The 15,519-nt window shown below is 33.1% G+C and carries 14 protein-coding genes; 8 read left to right on the plus strand and 6 right to left on the minus strand.

What is annotated here, in order from left to right; translation table 11 throughout:
* The first annotated feature begins 83 nt into the window (after positions 1 to 83).
* The 5 genes from H8K90_RS05920 (at position 84) to H8K90_RS05940 (ending at position 6,310) form a co-directional block, all read left to right on the plus strand.
* Complete coding sequence (locus H8K90_RS05920) at positions 84 to 758, plus strand: succinate dehydrogenase cytochrome b subunit (RefSeq protein ID WP_186844997.1); 675 nt, start codon at positions 84 to 86, stop codon at positions 756 to 758.
* A gap of 13 nt (positions 759 to 771) precedes the next feature.
* Positions 772 to 2,784, plus strand: a complete 2,013-nt coding sequence (locus H8K90_RS05925) for a fumarate reductase/succinate dehydrogenase flavoprotein subunit (RefSeq protein ID WP_186844998.1) — start codon at positions 772 to 774, stop codon at positions 2,782 to 2,784.
* 14 nt (positions 2,785 to 2,798) lie between these two features.
* Positions 2,799 to 3,545 (plus strand): succinate dehydrogenase/fumarate reductase iron-sulfur subunit, encoded by a 747-nt coding sequence (locus H8K90_RS05930; protein WP_186844999.1) that lies wholly within the window; start codon positions 2,799 to 2,801, stop codon positions 3,543 to 3,545.
* Between the two features lie 84 nt (positions 3,546 to 3,629).
* Positions 3,630 to 4,529 carry a M20/M25/M40 family metallo-hydrolase gene (locus tag H8K90_RS05935; RefSeq protein ID WP_186845000.1) on the plus strand — a complete coding sequence of 300 codons (900 nt, stop codon included), beginning with the start codon at positions 3,630 to 3,632 and terminating at the stop codon, positions 4,527 to 4,529.
* A gap of 8 nt (positions 4,530 to 4,537) precedes the next feature.
* A complete protein-coding gene (locus tag H8K90_RS05940) occupies positions 4,538 to 6,310 on the plus strand; it encodes a MutS-related protein (RefSeq protein WP_186845001.1) in 1,773 nt (590 codons plus the stop codon).
* Between the two features lie 3 nt (positions 6,311 to 6,313).
* Here H8K90_RS05940 and H8K90_RS05945 read toward each other — a convergent pair whose 3' ends face one another.
* From H8K90_RS05945 to rplU, 3 genes are all read right to left on the minus strand, one after another.
* Complete coding sequence (locus H8K90_RS05945; RefSeq protein WP_186845002.1) at positions 6,314 to 7,036, minus strand: GldM family protein; 723 nt, start codon at positions 7,034 to 7,036, stop codon at positions 6,314 to 6,316.
* 244 nt (positions 7,037 to 7,280) lie between these two features.
* Positions 7,281 to 7,541, minus strand: coding sequence for a 50S ribosomal protein L27 (gene rpmA / locus H8K90_RS05950; protein WP_013869859.1), 261 nt, complete (start codon positions 7,539 to 7,541; stop codon positions 7,281 to 7,283).
* 42 nt (positions 7,542 to 7,583) lie between these two features.
* The gene (gene rplU, locus H8K90_RS05955) at positions 7,584 to 8,267 is read right to left on the minus strand and encodes a 50S ribosomal protein L21 (protein ID WP_186845003.1); all 684 of its coding nucleotides are present in this window, start codon (positions 8,265 to 8,267) and stop codon (positions 7,584 to 7,586) included.
* A 300-nt stretch (positions 8,268 to 8,567) separates the two neighbouring features.
* Here rplU and H8K90_RS05960 point away from each other — a divergent pair, with 300 nt between their 5' ends.
* Together H8K90_RS05960 and H8K90_RS05965 are read left to right on the plus strand one after the other, a co-directional pair.
* Complete coding sequence (locus H8K90_RS05960; RefSeq protein WP_186845004.1) at positions 8,568 to 9,887, plus strand: M16 family metallopeptidase; 1,320 nt, start codon at positions 8,568 to 8,570, stop codon at positions 9,885 to 9,887.
* Positions 9,888 to 9,906: 19 nt separating this feature from the next.
* Positions 9,907 to 11,955: a M16 family metallopeptidase gene (locus H8K90_RS05965; RefSeq protein WP_186845005.1), complete on the plus strand. Its 2,049-nt coding sequence runs from the start codon at positions 9,907 to 9,909 to the stop codon at positions 11,953 to 11,955.
* A gap of 53 nt (positions 11,956 to 12,008) precedes the next feature.
* Here the strand turns inward: H8K90_RS05965 and H8K90_RS05970 are convergent, their stop codons facing one another.
* Positions 12,009 to 12,887 (minus strand): DMT family transporter, encoded by an 879-nt coding sequence (locus tag H8K90_RS05970; RefSeq protein ID WP_186845006.1) that lies wholly within the window; start codon positions 12,885 to 12,887, stop codon positions 12,009 to 12,011.
* Positions 12,888 to 12,983: 96 nt separating this feature from the next.
* On the opposite strand from H8K90_RS05970, the gene H8K90_RS05975 reads away from it, so the two are divergent.
* On the plus strand, positions 12,984 to 13,499 hold the full coding sequence (locus tag H8K90_RS05975; protein ID WP_186845007.1) for a cation transporter: 516 nt from the start codon (positions 12,984 to 12,986) through the stop codon (positions 13,497 to 13,499).
* Between the two features lie 68 nt (positions 13,500 to 13,567).
* Here H8K90_RS05975 and H8K90_RS05980 read toward each other — a convergent pair whose 3' ends face one another.
* Positions 13,568 to 13,930, minus strand: coding sequence for a hypothetical protein (locus H8K90_RS05980; protein WP_186845008.1), 363 nt, complete (start codon positions 13,928 to 13,930; stop codon positions 13,568 to 13,570).
* A gap of 75 nt (positions 13,931 to 14,005) precedes the next feature.
* On the minus strand, positions 14,006 to 15,436 hold the full coding sequence (locus tag H8K90_RS05985; protein WP_186845009.1) for a DUF5689 domain-containing protein: 1,431 nt from the start codon (positions 15,434 to 15,436) through the stop codon (positions 14,006 to 14,008).
* Between the last annotated feature and the right edge of the window lie 83 nt (positions 15,437 to 15,519).

Genomic DNA, 15,519 nt, shown 5'->3' on the forward strand with positions numbered 1-15,519 from the left:
AATAGGTAATTAAAATACAGCGCAGTTGGCAATAAACCAATTGCGCTGTATCTTTGTAATACAAATAATTAACTACAATTATAATGAGCGGAATTCTAAATTCTTCGATTGGAAGAAAGTTTGCCATGGCACTTTCGGCACTCTTCCTGATGGTTTTCTTATTACAACATTTTGCAATTAACTTACTCTCAGTGTTTAGCGGAGATACGTTTAATGAGGTTTCTCATTTTATGGGAACCTTTTGGGCTGTACAATATCTATTACAACCTGTATTAATTTTTGGCGTAATCTTTCACTTTGTAATGGGTTTTGTTTTAGAGATAAAAAACAATAAAGCAAGACAAATTAGTTATGCAAAAAATAATGGTGCTGCAAATTCTACATGGATGAGTAGAAATATGATTTGGAGCGGTTTGGCAATATTAGCTTTTATGGTATTGCATTTTATTGATTTTTGGATTCCAGAAATCAATACAAAATATATCGTAGGTGATATGTCTGGTATGCATAATGGGGAATACAGATATTTTCATGAATTAGTTGAAAAATTTCATAGTCCATTGCGTGTCGGAGCTTATGTTGTAGCATTTGTATTCTTAGCATTACACTTATTACATGGCTTTAATTCGGCATTTCAATCTATTGGTGCAAATAATAAGTACACCAAAGGATTGAAAACGTTTAGTAAAGTATATGCAATTGGTATTCCGTTAGGATTCATCTTTATTGCATTATTTCATCATTTAACAGGACATTAAAAAATAGCTTTCTATGGCTTTAGATTCAAAAATACCAAAAGGTCCAATTAAAGATAAATGGACAGATTATAAAAATAATATCGACTTAGTGAATCCGGCTAACAAGCGTAACATTGATGTTATTGTTGTTGGTACTGGTTTAGCAGGTGGTTCTGCAGCTGCTACTTTAGCAGAACTAGGATATAATGTAAAAGCATTTTGTTTTCAAGATTCGCCAAGGCGTGCGCACTCTATTGCAGCACAAGGAGGAATTAATGCAGCAAAAAACTACCAAGGTGATGGTGACTCAACATACCGATTATTTTACGATACAGTAAAAGGTGGAGATTATCGTTCACGTGAGGCAAACGTTTACCGTTTAGCTGAGGTGTCTGCAAATATTATTGACCAATGTGTTGCTCAAGGTGTTCCTTTTGCAAGAGAGTATGGTGGATTATTAGATAACCGTTCGTTTGGAGGAGTATTAGTATCTCGTACTTTTTACGCAGCTGGACAAACAGGACAACAATTATTATTAGGAGCGTATTCTGCTATGAACCGTCAAATTGGTCGTGGTAAAATTAAAATGTACAACCGTCACGAAATGTTAGACGTTGTAAAAGTTGATGGAAAAGCTCGTGGTATTATAACACGTAACCTAATTACTGGTGAAATTGAAAGACACTCAGCACACGCTGTTGTTTTAGGAACTGGTGGTTATGGTAACGTATTCTTCTTATCAACAAACGCGATGGGAAGTAATGTAACTGCAGCATGGAAAGCTCACAAACGTGGTGCTTACTTTGCAAATCCATGTTACACACAAATTCACCCAACTTGTATTCCTGTTTCTGGAGACCATCAGTCTAAACTAACATTAATGTCTGAGTCTCTTCGTAACGATGGACGTATTTGGGTACCAAAACACATGAAAGATGTTGAGGCTATTAAAGCAGGAACTTTAAAACCAAAAGATCTAGCAGAAGAAGATAGAGATTACTACTTAGAACGTCGTTATCCTGCCTTTGGTAACTTAGTACCTCGTGATGTTGCCTCTCGTGCAGCAAAAGAACGTTGCGATGCTGGTTTTGGTGTAAATGCTACTGGTGAAGCTGTTTTCTTAGATTTTGCTTCGGCAATAACACGTTACGGAAAGGAGCAAGCACACGTTAAAGGATTAAATGAAAATGATGCCGCTTTAGTTAAGAAACTAGGACAAGAAGTTGTAAAAAATAAGTATGGAAACTTATTCCAAATGTATGAGAAGATTGTAGATCAAAATCCATACGAAACACCAATGATGATTTATCCTGCAGTACACTACACCATGGGTGGAGTTTGGGTAGATTATAACTTAATGACAACGGTTCCTGGTTTATATTGTATTGGTGAAGCTAATTTCTCAGATCATGGTGCAAACAGACTTGGTGCATCGGCATTAATGCAAGGTTTAGCTGATGGTTATTTTGTATTACCATATACAATAGGTGATTATCTGTCTGATGATATTAGAACAGGACCAATTTCTACAGATACTAAAGAGTTTGAAGAAGCGGAAAAGGAAGTAAAAGATAGATTAAATTTCTTTGTAACTAATGAAGGTACACACTCAGTAGATTATTTCCACAAGAAATTAGGAAAAATTATGTGGAACAAAGTTGGTATGTCTAGAAATGTTAAAGGACTTACTGAGGCAATTTCAGAGATAAAAGAACTTAGAGCTCAGTTTTGGAAAGATGTAAAAGTTCCTGGCACTAACGAAGAATACAACGAAGAATTAGCAAAAGCAGGTCGTGTAGCAGATTTCCTAGAGCTTGGAGAGCTATTCGCTAAAGATGCACTAAATAGAGAAGAATCTTGTGGTGGACACTTTAGAGAAGACTCTGTAGAATTAGATGGCGAACAAAAAGGGGAAGCCTTACGTGATGATGAAAACTTTGCATACGTTGCGGCTTGGGAATATAATGGAGAACCTAGTGATGCTGTTTTACATAAAGAGCAATTAGAGTTTAATGATATTGAATTAAAACAAAGATCATATAAATAAGGAAAGCTATGAATATGAATTTAACACTGAAAATTTGGCGTCAAAAAAACGCAAGTGATAAAGGGAGTATGGTCGACTACAAAGTCACCGATATTTCACCAGATATGTCTTTCCTTGAAATGTTAGATGTACTAAACGAACAGTTAATAAACAAAGGAGAAGAGCCAGTAGCTTTCGATCATGATTGTCGTGAAGGTATCTGTGGGATGTGTTCTTTATATATTAATGGCGAAGCACATGGTCCAGACCGTGGAATCACAACCTGTCAGTTACATATGCGTATGTTTAAAGATGGAGATACAATTACAATTGAGCCATTTAGAGCAACAGCATTTCCTGTGGTTAAAGATTTAATTGTAGATAGAAGTTCTTTTGATCGTATACAACACGCTGGAGGATTTATCTCTGTAAACACTTCAGGAAATACTATTGATGCTAATGCAATTCCAGTGAATAAACACGATGCTGATGATGCGTTTTCTGCAGCAACTTGTATTGGTTGTGGTGCTTGTGTGGCAAGTTGTAAAAACTCTTCTGCAATGTTATTTGTTGGAGCAAAAGTATCTCAGTTTGCATTATTACCACAAGGAAAAGTAGAGGCTACAGACCGTGTTCTTAACATGGTAAAACAAATGGACGAAGAAGGTTTTGGTAACTGTACTAACACTGGAGCTTGCGAAGTGGAATGTCCAAAAGGCATTTCTCTAGAGAATATTGCACGTATGAATCGTGAGTATTTAGCAGCAAGTCTAAAAGGCTAAAAATTATAACATATATTTATAAAAATCCTAAGTGAGTGCTTAGGATTTTTTGTTTAAATTTAGTTCCAATTTTAAATCCCTAACATGAATAAAAAATTAACTAACCTTACTTTTCTTCTCCTTTTTACTGTATTTGGTTTTGCGCAAAATAAAAACATAAAAATTGATAAAAACAATCTCTTAAAGCATGTTGAAACCTTAAGTTCAGACCAATATGAAGGCCGCAGAACTGGCGAAAAAGGTAACGACTCGGCTAGAGCTTATATTATTAAACAGTTTGAAAAGCTGAATATTACCGGCTATAACGATAACTTTGAACAACCTTTTTCATTTACAGCAAGAAAAAAGGAATATAAAGCGGTTAACGTTTTAGCAGAAATTAAAGGAACCGAAACACCCGAAAAGTATATAGTTATTAGTGCACATTATGATCATTTGGGTGTACATAACGGAAAAATATATAATGGAGCAGATGATGATGCATCTGGTGTTGCTGCATTGTTTGCATTTGCAGAATATTTTATAAAGAATCCTCCTAAACACTCGGTTATATTAGCTGCCTTTGATGCTGAAGAATTAGGTCTAAGAGGCGCTAAACATTTTGTAGAAACTTTTGATAAAAGCAAAATTTTAGTGAACTTAAATATGGATATGATTAGCCGTAGTAATAAGGACGAATTATATGTTGTTGGTGCACGTTATACAGAATGGCTTTCGTCAATTCTTAATAGTTTTAAAAATCCAACTTCTTCAAAATTATCACAAGGACATGATGGAACTGACGGAAAACAAGATTGGACTATGGCTTCGGATCATGGACCATTTCATTCTGCCAAAATACCTTTCCTTTACTTTGGCAACGAAGATCATGCAGCTTATCATAAACCAACGGACGATTTTAAAGACATTACTCCAGAGTTTTATGTAAACGCTGTAGAAATCATTTTGTCTGTATTTACAGCTATTGATGATTCCGAACTTTAAGTAACATTATGCAAAACCCACATGCTTTTTATACTGAACAATTAGAAATACATCAGCAAGAGTCTAAGCGTATTTTTAAGCAAATGAGCTTATTTAGTTTACTAAGACTTTCTGTTTTTGTATTAACGGCATTTGGTGTTTATTTTACGTTTGGGCAATGGAAAATTGCTGCTATAATTGGTGTTGTCGGTATTACTGTTTTTCTTTTTTTATTATCTAAATACACAGATTTAAAAACTCAAAGAGCACTGCACAAAAGATTAGCAGTTATTAATGAAGATGAGCTTAAGATAGCTTCAGGTGATTTTCATGATAGAGCAGATGGCTCACAATTTCAAAACCCAAAGCATTTCTATAGTTTAGATATCGACTTATTTGGAAAGGGATCATTCTTTCATTTTATAAACAGAACTGCAATAAAAGAAGGAACAGATAAATTAATTCAACAATTGCTCGCAAATGATATTTCTCATATTAAAAAGAGGCAAGAAGCTATTCAAGAGTTAGCATCATTACCAAAATGGAGACAAAACTATTCGGCTGTATCCCAAGGTATTGAAACGGAACACTCGGCAGTTTCTATTATTACGTGGCTAAAGGACTATCAACCGTTTTTAGGAAAAACGCAATATGCATTAGCAATTGGTTTTGGTATGGCCTCAATAGTGCTTTTAGGATTAGGAATTGCTGAAATTATTCCTATTTCAATTATAGGTTATTGGTTGCTATTCGGTCTTGGAATTACAGGTCGTTATTTGAAAAAAATAAACGTACTTGCGCAATATACTGAGCGAGCGAAGGATACTTTTAGGCAATATGCATTGTTGTTAAAAGCTATTGAGACATCAGAGTTTAATTCTGAATTATTGAAAACCAAACAAAAGCTAATTCAGTCTGAAAGTCGTAGAGCTTCAGATATATTCTCACAGTTTTCAAAAGCTTTAGATGCTTTGGATAATAGAAACAATCTTATTTCAGCTATTTTGGGTAACGGTTATTTTTTAATTGATATTAGAAACAGTTACAGAATAGAAGAGTGGATTACTAAATATGCAGATAAGGTAGAAGATTGGTTTGAAGTCGTTACTTTCTTCGATGCCTACAATAGCTTTGGAAATTATGCTTTTAATCATCAAGAATTTTCTTATCCAGAAATTACAAACGAATCGAACACAATATCGGCTACAGGATTAGGACATCCATTGTTAAATGCAGAGAAGCGCGTTGATAGTGATTTAAAACTAGAAGAAGAACAATTCTTTATAGTTACAGGAGCCAATATGGCTGGAAAAAGTACTTTTTTAAGAACGGTTGCGCTTCATATTGTAATGGCAAATGTTGGACTACCAGTTTGTGCTAAGCACAGTAAGTACAAGCCGATTAAACTCGTTACAAGTATGCGAACTACAGATTCGTTAACAGATGACAGTTCTTACTTTTTTAGTGAATTAACACGACTTAAATTTGTTGTTGACACCGTTGAAAAAGACACTAATTATTTTATCATCTTAGATGAAATATTAAAAGGAACCAACAGCACAGATAAGGCTATAGGTTCACGTAAGTTTGTAGAAAAACTTGTAAAACTTAATGCTACAGGCATTATTGCCACACACGATTTAAGTCTAACAGAAATCGAAAAAGAACTAAAAGCCGTTAAGAACTACTACTTTGATGCCGAAATCATTAACGACGAGCTTTATTTTGACTACAAATTAAAACAAGGTGTTTGCCAGAATATGAATGCTAGTTTTCTGTTGAAGAAGATGGAGATTGTGTAATGTTTATTCTATTATTCTAACAGTGATTGGAGCAGGGTTTTTGGTACGGTAAGTATTTATTCCTGAGATAAATACTTTAATATCAAATATTATAATCAAATCATTTACTTTTAATTCTTTTATTACTTGTTTCGATGAATCTGTAAACTTAAATCCATCATTATCAAGTATTATTTCTTCATTGTATGCTACTTTAAATTCAGCTACCACAAAGTTCCAATCAAATAAAAAGTCATTTACCTTTACCCCTATTGTTGCTTTTTTTAACTCTTCTTTCGTTAGCCTTATTTCACATTTGTTGCCAAAACCTAAACCGTTAATTGTACCGTTTAATTTTCCAATATCTTTAATTCTTAAAGTCTTAGTTTCAGTTAAAGAATCACCGTTTTTAAGTACAGACTTAATTTTTATATCAACTGAATTACCACTTCTTGCAGATAATACATAGTTACCTTTATTGTCTTTTTTTACCAGTCCTGGTGCAGTTGCTTCAAAAGACAAAGCATTTGGTTTTGAAATGTATATAGGATTAGCAACACCTCTGTAAACCACATTCATTTTTTTCACCTCAAGAGCAACTTCTTTATTTACTGTATCAACAGCTTCAAGTTTTTTGATGCGTTCTTTTAGGGCTTGATTTTCGGTGATGAGTTGAGTTTTACTTTGAGAAGATTTACAACTCATTATTAGGCTTAACATAAAAATTAAGAGAATAAATTGTTTCATAAGCTATGGCTAGGAGTTATTAAGAAAACCAAAAATCATAAAATTTATTGTAAATTATATGGTTAAGTGTCATTCTGAACCCGTTTCAGAATATCTTTTCAAATAGAATAAACGAGATGCTGAAATAAATTCAGCATAGCAAAAATATATGACAAATAAAAAACCCTCTCTGTTTTCAGAGAGGGTTTAATTTGTTTGTAATCTACTTTCGTTAAAGCTTCAGTAGACAAAGAAAAATAATTTCTTAAGCCTCAAAAGGCTCAATAGAAACGTAAGACTTATTGTCCTTTTTCTTAGTGAATTTTACTAAACCATCAACTTTAGCATGTAAAGTATGGTCTTTTCCTTGGTAAACGTTTTCACCTGGGTGATGTGTATTACCACGTTGTCTTATGATAATGTTACCAGCAATAGCAGCTTGTCCACCAAAAATCTTAACGCCTAAACGTTTCGATTCTGATTCTCTACCATTCTTCGAACTACCAACTCCTTTTTTATGAGCCATGATCTATAAGTTTTATATTGTTATACTTAAGCGGTTTAGCAATTATGCTTTACCACCATCTAATTCGTCTTGCCATTTTTTAAGCTCATCCCACTTGCCATCTGCTGCTAATTTAGCTTGTGCTGGCCATGTATCAGTTACGTGGTTTCCACGTACACCTGCGATGATTTCAGAAATTGCTTCTGGTTTAGCCTTAGCTAAATCAGCAAAAGTAGCGATACCTGCTTCTACTAATGTAGATGCTATTTTTGGCCCAATACCTTCAATTTTCTTTAAATCGTCAGCTTTACCAGTTGCTTTTTTAGGTGCAGCCTTTTTTGGTGCAGCTTTTTCAGCTTTTGGAGCAGCAGCTTTCGCTTCTACTTTAGGTTCAGCTTTCTTAGTTTCTTTTTTTGGAGCTGCTTTTTTAGCTCCTGAAGCAACAATACTTTCAATTACGATTTCAGTTAAAGATTGTCTGTGTCCATTCTTAACACGGTAACCTTTACGTCTTTTCTTTTTGAAAACTATCACTTTATCACCTTTAAGGTGCTTAAGGACTTTTGCACTTACTTGTGCTCCGTCTATAGCTGGGGCGCCTAAAGTAACATTGTTACCATCACCTATTAAAAGAACATTATCGAAAGAAACTTTCTTACCTTCTTCAGTAGATAAACGGTTAACAAAAACTTTTTGGTCTTTTTCAACTTTAAATTGATGCCCTGCTATCTCTACAATTGCGTACATAGCGTAACGTTTTTATTAATTTGTTTATTAAATAAATGGCCTTCTTCTCAGAAAGCGGATGCAAATATACTCCTAAATTCGTAATTCACAAACGTTTCGGGCGTTTTCAGCAGCTTTTTTTAGTGAGTTTTCATAAAGATTAAAAAAAAATAATAGACTCAAAATGATTAGTTAATACATTTTCACATTTTATTATGTTAAAAAAGAGTAATCATTACTTATTTTTGTTAGACTTAGTGTAACAATCAACATTTAGTAAAGACTAACTTTAAACAATTTAAAATTTAAACACACTTAATAATGAAAAAAAGCTTATTTACTCTATCGCTTTTATTGTTTGTTGGGTTTCATTCCAATGCACAAAAAGTAGAATTTGAAGAGTACGATTTAGACAACGGAATGCATGTTATTTTGCATCAAGACAATACAGCTCCAGTTGTAACAACTTCTGTAATGTACCATGTAGGTGCTAAAGATGAAAATCCAGAACGTACAGGATTTGCTCACTTCTTTGAGCATTTATTATTTGAAGGCACAGAAAATATTGAGCGTGGAGAATGGTTTAATATTGTAACTTCTAATGGTGGTAGTAACAATGCTAACACTACTGATGACAGAACATATTACTATGAAGTATTCCCTTCTAATAGTGTAGAATTAGGTTTATGGATGGAATCGGAACGTTTAATGCACCCAATCATTAATCAAATAGGTGTAGATACACAAAATGAAGTTGTAAAAGAAGAAAAGCGTTTGCGTGTAGATAATTCGCCTTACGGTAACATTTTAGCCGAAATTAAGAAACGTATGTTTAAAGTGCATCCTTATAAAGGCACTACTATAGGCGAAATGGCACATTTAGATGCTGCTACGTTAGAAGAGTTTCAGGCATTTAACAAAAAATATTATGTGCCAAACAATGCTGTATTAGTTGTTGCTGGAGATATTGATAAAGCTGCTGTTAAGAAAATGATTAAAGATTATTTTGGACCAATTCCTAGAGGAGAGGATGTTGTAAGAGACCTTCCAAGAGAAGAACCTATAACTGAGTCAATGACAGGAACAGCTTATGATCCAAATATTCAAATTCCAGCGGTTATTGCAGCATATAGAACTCCTTCTTTTAAGCATAGAGATTCGTATGTATTAAATATGATTTCTAGTTACTTAAGTGGTGGAAAAAGTTCGGTTTTATATAAGAAAATAGTTGATGAGCAAAAACAAGCATTACAAGTACAAGCTGTAAATATTAGCCAAGAAGATTATGGTATTTACGCTTTATTCGGATTACCATTAGGCGAAACAACTTTAGAAACTTTAATTTCTGAAATGGATGAAGAGATCGTAAACATTCAAACAGATTTAATTTCTGAGCGTGCTTATCAAAAACTTCAAAATCAATTCGAAAATCAGTTTGTAAATTCTAATTCTAGTATTTCTGGTATTGCTAACTCTTTAGCACGTTACTATATGTTATATGGTGATGTTAACTTAATTAATAATGAAATTGACATTTACCGTTCTATTACGAGAGAAGAAATGAGAGATGTTGCTAAAAAGTATTTAAACAAAAACCAACGTTTAGTACTTGAGTATTTACCGAAAAAAGATGATAAATAAGATGAAAACTAATTTTAATATGAAAACTAAAATATCTGCATTTGTCGTATTGTTTTTAATGGCAATGGGAGTAAATGCTCAAATAGATCGATCTAAAATGCCTGAGCCAGGTCCTGCTCCTAAAATTACTTTAGAAGTTCCTGGTGAATTTGAATTAAAAAATGGCATAAAAGTTCTGGTTGTAGAAAACCATAAATTACCAAGAGTATCTTATTCGCTTACTATAGATAATAAACCAATTACTGAAGGTAAAAAAGCAGGAGTTTCTAGTATTCTAGCAGCAATGTTAGGAAATGGAACTACTAATATCTCTAAAGATGAATTTAACGAAGAAATAGATTTCTTAGGTGCAAGACTTGGTTTTAGCGCTCAAGGAGGTTTTGCAAGTTCATTATCTAAATATTCTGATAGAATTATTGAGTTAATGGCAGATGCAGCAATTAATCCTTTATTAACTAAAGAAGAGTTTGAAAAAGAAAAGGAAAAACTTATAGAGAGCATAAAGTCTAATGAAAAAAGTGTTGATGCAGTTGCAAGTCGAGTAGGTTCGGCTTTATCGTATGGTGTTAATCACCCAAGAGGAGAATTTTTAACTGAAGATACAGTAAAGAACATAGAGTTTGGAGATGTATTAGCATTTTACGAAAAATATTTTAACCCAAACTATGCATATATTGTAGTAGTAGGTGATGTAGATATTAGAGATGTAAAAAAGCAACTTAAAAAGCATTTTAGTAAATGGGAAAAAGCTGCGAGTATAGATATTTCGTTACCAGAACCACAGGCAAATGCACAATACACGCAAATTAACTTTGTTGATATGCCAAATGCGGTTCAGTCTAATATATCATTGACTAACAATGTAGATTTAAAAAAGAAGGATGAAGATTATCACTCTGTTTTAATTGCTAATAAAATTTTAGGTGGTGGATTTGGTAGTTATTTAAACATGAATCTTCGTGAAGAACATGGTTATACTTACGGAGCACGTTCTAGCGTTGGTACAAGTAGATGGAATGCATCTCGTTTTACAGCTGGAGCAGCTGTAAGAAATGCTGTAACAGATAGTGCAGTTGTAGAAACATTAAAGGAGATAAACCGTATAAAAACAGAACCAGTTGATTCTAAAGATTTAGCAAACGCTAAAGCAAAATATGTTGGTGACTTTGTATTGGCTTTAGAAAGCCCTCAAACCATAGCACGTTATGCATTAGATATTAAGCTAAATGATTTACCACATGATTTCTATACAACGTACTTAGAAAAAATTAATGCGGTTAGTAAAGAGGATGTTACTCGTGTTGCAAATAAGTATTTTAAAACAGAAAACGCGCGTATTGTTGTTGTTGGTAAAGGAAGTGAAGTTATAGAGAATCTTGAAAAAACAGGTATTCCTATTAAGTATTACGATACTTATGCAAAGTCTGTTGAGAAGCCAGTATTTGAAATCCCGATACCAGCAGATATGGATGTAACTAAGGTTTTAAATACATATATTGAAAAAATAGGTGGAAAAGCTAAGTTAGATAATGTAAACTCTGTTTCAATGCAAGCTGAAGCTGAGTTGCAACCAGGAGTGATGTTAAACCTTGAAATGAAGAAAACAACTAAGAACCAATTGTTACAAATTGTTAAAACTCCAATGGGAGCTCAAAAACAAGTATTAGATGGTAGTGCAGGATATTCTTCAGCTGGTGGTCAAAAGGTTGAAATGACAGAAGATCAAGTAAAGGCAGCACAACTAGAGTCGTCTCCTTTTCCTGAAATTAACTACTTAAACGGTGGTGCAACTTTAGAAAAAATTGAAGTTTTTGATGGACAAAAAGCATACAAGGTAAATGCAGGTGAGAATACATCAATTTACTACAGTGTTGAAACTGGATTAAAAATTGCCGAAGTAAAATCTTCTCCAGCAGGTTCGCAAACTATGTTTTTCGAGGATTATAAAGAAGTGGGAGGTATATTGTTTCCATTTAAACTTTCTCAGACTTTCGGACCACGTAAAATTGCTTTTATCATAAAAGATCTAAAAGTAAATGAAGGTGTTACTGATGCTGATTTCGATTAAGTATCAACGTCCTTAATAAATTATAAAAACCGAAGTGAAAACTTCGGTTTTTTTTATGCTTTGCGTTTATGAGATAAATAAACACCAACTAATATTAATAGGGCTGCAAGACCTTGTATAAAACTAAAAGCTTCACCATCTATAACTCCCCAAATCAAGGCAACAATTGGCATAATATAGGTTACCGAAGATGCAAATACAGGAGTAGAAATTTGTACTAAATTATTAAATATCACCTTTGCCATGGCTGTTCCAAAAACAGAAAGAATAGTAACATACAATAATGCATTAGTTAAGTTAGGATTGCTAAATGTTTCTGAAGTAAAAAAACCCGAAAACAAAAGGACAATCAATGCAGGTATAACAATAAAAACATAATTACCAGCTGCAATTGCCAAAGGTTTCACCTCTTGTAAATAACGTTTTATAATATTAACATTTGCCGCATACATAACCGTAGAAGCAATCACAAAACCAGCATATAAATAATTCTGATTAGGATTTAACTCTGAGCCTTTAAAGATTAAAATAGCTGTACCAATGAAGCCGATTATAACACCTAGCACTTGTCGTTTTGTTGATGCAATTTTAAAGACAGCAAATCCTAATAAAATAGTATTTAATGGCACTAATGAGTTTAATATTGAAGCTACAGCACTATCAATTTCTGTTTCTGCAATGGCAAAAAAGAATGCCGGTAAAAATGAACCTAAAAGACCAGAAATGCAAAGCCATTTCCATTTAGATTTTGGTATAGTCTTTAGTTTAGAGTAACCAACTGCAAGTAAAATAACACCAGTAATTATTGTTCTAAGTGCTCCGAGCTGGTAGGCGGTTAAACCGGTTAATGATTTTTTTATCAGTATAAATGAACTTCCCCATATTATTGATAGTATTAATAGGTAAATCCACTTAATGTTAAGGTTTTTCATACAAGAGTTATGTAAAAGTGTCACAAAATTCGTTAATTCTTTCGCAAGAAGCACTAATATTTATTAGATTTATCCAAAATATAATCGTTTTAATTTATGAAGACATTAAAAAATATATGTATCGTTTTGACTTTAGCATTGGTTATTTCATCTTGTAAGAATGAAAGTCAACCAGAAGTAAAGACTGTAGATGTAGAAGTTTCTAAAAAAGATGTAGCTTACACTTTAGACCCAAATGCTACCTATGCTAAAGTAGAATTTGGAATAGATGGAATGACTTGCGCTATGGGTTGTGCTAAAACCATTGAAAAGAAAATGGCTAAAATGGAAGGTGTAAAGTCTGCAAAAGTTGATTTTGACAAACGTTTAGCAATGGTTGAATATGATGAAGCTAAAGTTTCACCTGAGTCTTTAGAAGAAACAGTGACTAAAGTAGCAGATATCTATAAAGTTAAAGACATGCACAAAGTCGATTCCTTTGGAGCAGAGAAGAAATCTTGTAAAGCAGATTGTGACAAAGCGTGTTGCGCTAACAAAACTGAAGCAGAAAAAGCTGCTTGCAAAGAAGATTGCAAAAAGGCATGTTGCAACGGTGAGAAAAAGAGTGAATAAATTTGTTATCAAATAAAATTTTAAAACGCTATCCATAAGGATGGCGTTTTTTATTTATACACTCAACACTATTGCACTTGTAGTAAGATAAATGCAATGGCAAAACATCCTAAAGGTAATAACCATAAAAGGTAAACAGGTGTTTTTTTATGCTTAGATTTTGCGTTAAGAATAGTTCTTTTCTTTCCATTAAAACGCATCCAATTTTTAAATGCTACAAATAGAGCAATGATTATAAATAAAACCCAAAACTTAGTACTAGACATTACAGCCATTTTCATTTGACTAGCAAAAGCCAAAAAGAAAGCGCCTAGGGCAAGTATAATAGAAATTTCTAATAGATTTATATAGACTAATGAAACTATAAGGCTTCGCTTCCCTAGAGACTTTTTGTAATGATTAAAAATCGATATATATAATGTATCTAACATGATAACAAGATATGCTTAAAAAAATAAAACCTGCTGACTAAAATCAGCAGGTTTTATTTTTATGATTACTATAATTTAGTTACCAACTACAGCAACATCATCAATTTGAAATGCTCCATCTAGAGAAGTATCTGTTCCAGATCCAGTTACTCTAAAAGCTATATGTAATGTACCTGTATAAGATGATAAATCAATTAATCCTGATCCAATCAATTCATACCAAGCAGTATCAGAAGTTGGGAAAGTTGCTGTTTTCTCTTCCCATGTTGCTGCTAATACATCTGTTCCATCAAAATCTGTAGACACATAAACTTTAATACCATTATCTTCAGAATCTACATCTAAATGGTGTTGCGCAGTTTTAAAGCTTAAAAGTTCGTTTGATTGCGCGTCCATATCAATACCTGGAGAAATTAACCAACCAACGTTAAGTACATCTCCTGTACTAAATGAAGAAAACTCTGCTGTACCAATATCTTGAAATAATTGTTCAGTCCATAATTCGCCACCTTCTTCTGCAAAATTAACCCAACCTGGAGTGTTTAAGTTAGTATTATCTTGAGCATCTTGAAAATCTTCAAAGAAAATAGGAGTTGATAATGTACATCTTGCACCTTCCATATCTACATCTTCTGTTGAGTTTAAAGCTAAGATTACACTACTACCATCAAACGTTTTACTTACAACGGCTGTAATTGTACCATTACCTGTTGGAAGTAGTTCATTTTTAAAGGTAGAGAAACTACTTGTTTCTAAACTAAGTTCTGTATAAGATGCACCTTCACAAGCTTGTAATGTTCTTGCTGTATCAAACGTTTCAATTGGATCAAAATAACGTAATCCTGCTAAGTTATCTGCAAATTCTACATTACTTACGCTTACCAATAAACCAACATGGATATTAGCTATTTGAGAAAGTGATACAGGTAAAGGAGTCATTTCTGCAGTAGTTTCTGATCTCAATAAAAATTGTTTTATTTGGTTTTCATTAAGGCTTTCTACTGTAGTTCCAAATTGATCAGTTTCAGTAGAACCACCTATTGTAGTAATTCCATTTCCTGTTCTCTCTTCACCAACAAATAAACCTTTTAAGCTAATATATACTTCTCTACCAAAATTAAATTGGTTGTATGTATCAACTCTATTTAAAATTACTTTTAGAGCTGCAGTTGGGTTAGAAGGACTGTCTTGAATGTAAAATTCTTTAAAGAAGTTTCCTGTTTGGTCAGATGAAGATACATAACCTTTTACATATATATCTGTATCTACTTCAAAAGGCATAGCATCGTCATTGTCGCCATCTCCATTAGGATCATTATCATACATCGCTTTAACTTCCGCAAATGAAACTTCTGTTGCATCTGTTAAAAGCGTTTGTAAAAGCGCATTTTCTTCATCTCCTAAACTACTAGGTATTGTGTAGTCGTCATCTTGTACACAAGATGTAATAGCTACAGAAGCAACTAATACTAGGATTAATTTTAAAAATTTATTCGTTTTATTCATAACACTTTTATTTAAAATTATTGAATTCATGAATGTTTCACATTTCATAATGTTGTAATATTATTGTTTTAATTTTTCTTTTT

It is taken from the genome of Winogradskyella echinorum (assembly GCF_014297365.1).
Lineage (GTDB): Bacteria > Bacteroidota > Bacteroidia > Flavobacteriales > Flavobacteriaceae > Winogradskyella > Winogradskyella echinorum.

Excerpts from the sequence above, each read along its gene's own strand:
- H8K90_RS05920 (WP_186844997.1), top strand. The coding sequence starts at position 84 with ATGAGCGGAATTCTAAATTCTTCGATTGGAAGAAAGTTTGCCATGGCA.
- H8K90_RS05925 (WP_186844998.1), top strand. The coding sequence starts at position 772 with ATGGCTTTAGATTCAAAAATACCAAAAGGTCCAATTAAAGATAAATGG.
- H8K90_RS05930 (WP_186844999.1), top strand. The coding sequence starts at position 2,799 with ATGAATTTAACACTGAAAATTTGGCGTCAAAAAAACGCAAGTGATAAA.
- H8K90_RS05935 (WP_186845000.1), top strand. The coding sequence starts at position 3,630 with ATGAATAAAAAATTAACTAACCTTACTTTTCTTCTCCTTTTTACTGTA.
- H8K90_RS05940 (WP_186845001.1), top strand. The coding sequence starts at position 4,538 with ATGCAAAACCCACATGCTTTTTATACTGAACAATTAGAAATACATCAG.
- H8K90_RS05945 (WP_186845002.1), bottom strand. The coding sequence starts at position 7,036 with ATGAAACAATTTATTCTCTTAATTTTTATGTTAAGCCTAATAATGAGT.
- rpmA (WP_013869859.1), bottom strand. The coding sequence starts at position 7,541 with ATGGCTCATAAAAAAGGAGTTGGTAGTTCGAAGAATGGTAGAGAATCA.
- rplU (WP_186845003.1), bottom strand. The coding sequence starts at position 8,267 with ATGTACGCAATTGTAGAGATAGCAGGGCATCAATTTAAAGTTGAAAAA.
- H8K90_RS05960 (WP_186845004.1), top strand. The coding sequence starts at position 8,568 with ATGAAAAAAAGCTTATTTACTCTATCGCTTTTATTGTTTGTTGGGTTT.
- H8K90_RS05965 (WP_186845005.1), top strand. The coding sequence starts at position 9,907 with ATGAAAACTAAAATATCTGCATTTGTCGTATTGTTTTTAATGGCAATG.
- H8K90_RS05970 (WP_186845006.1), bottom strand. The coding sequence starts at position 12,887 with ATGAAAAACCTTAACATTAAGTGGATTTACCTATTAATACTATCAATA.
- H8K90_RS05975 (WP_186845007.1), top strand. The coding sequence starts at position 12,984 with ATGAAGACATTAAAAAATATATGTATCGTTTTGACTTTAGCATTGGTT.
- H8K90_RS05980 (WP_186845008.1), bottom strand. The coding sequence starts at position 13,930 with ATGTTAGATACATTATATATATCGATTTTTAATCATTACAAAAAGTCT.
- H8K90_RS05985 (WP_186845009.1), bottom strand. The coding sequence starts at position 15,436 with ATGAATAAAACGAATAAATTTTTAAAATTAATCCTAGTATTAGTTGCT.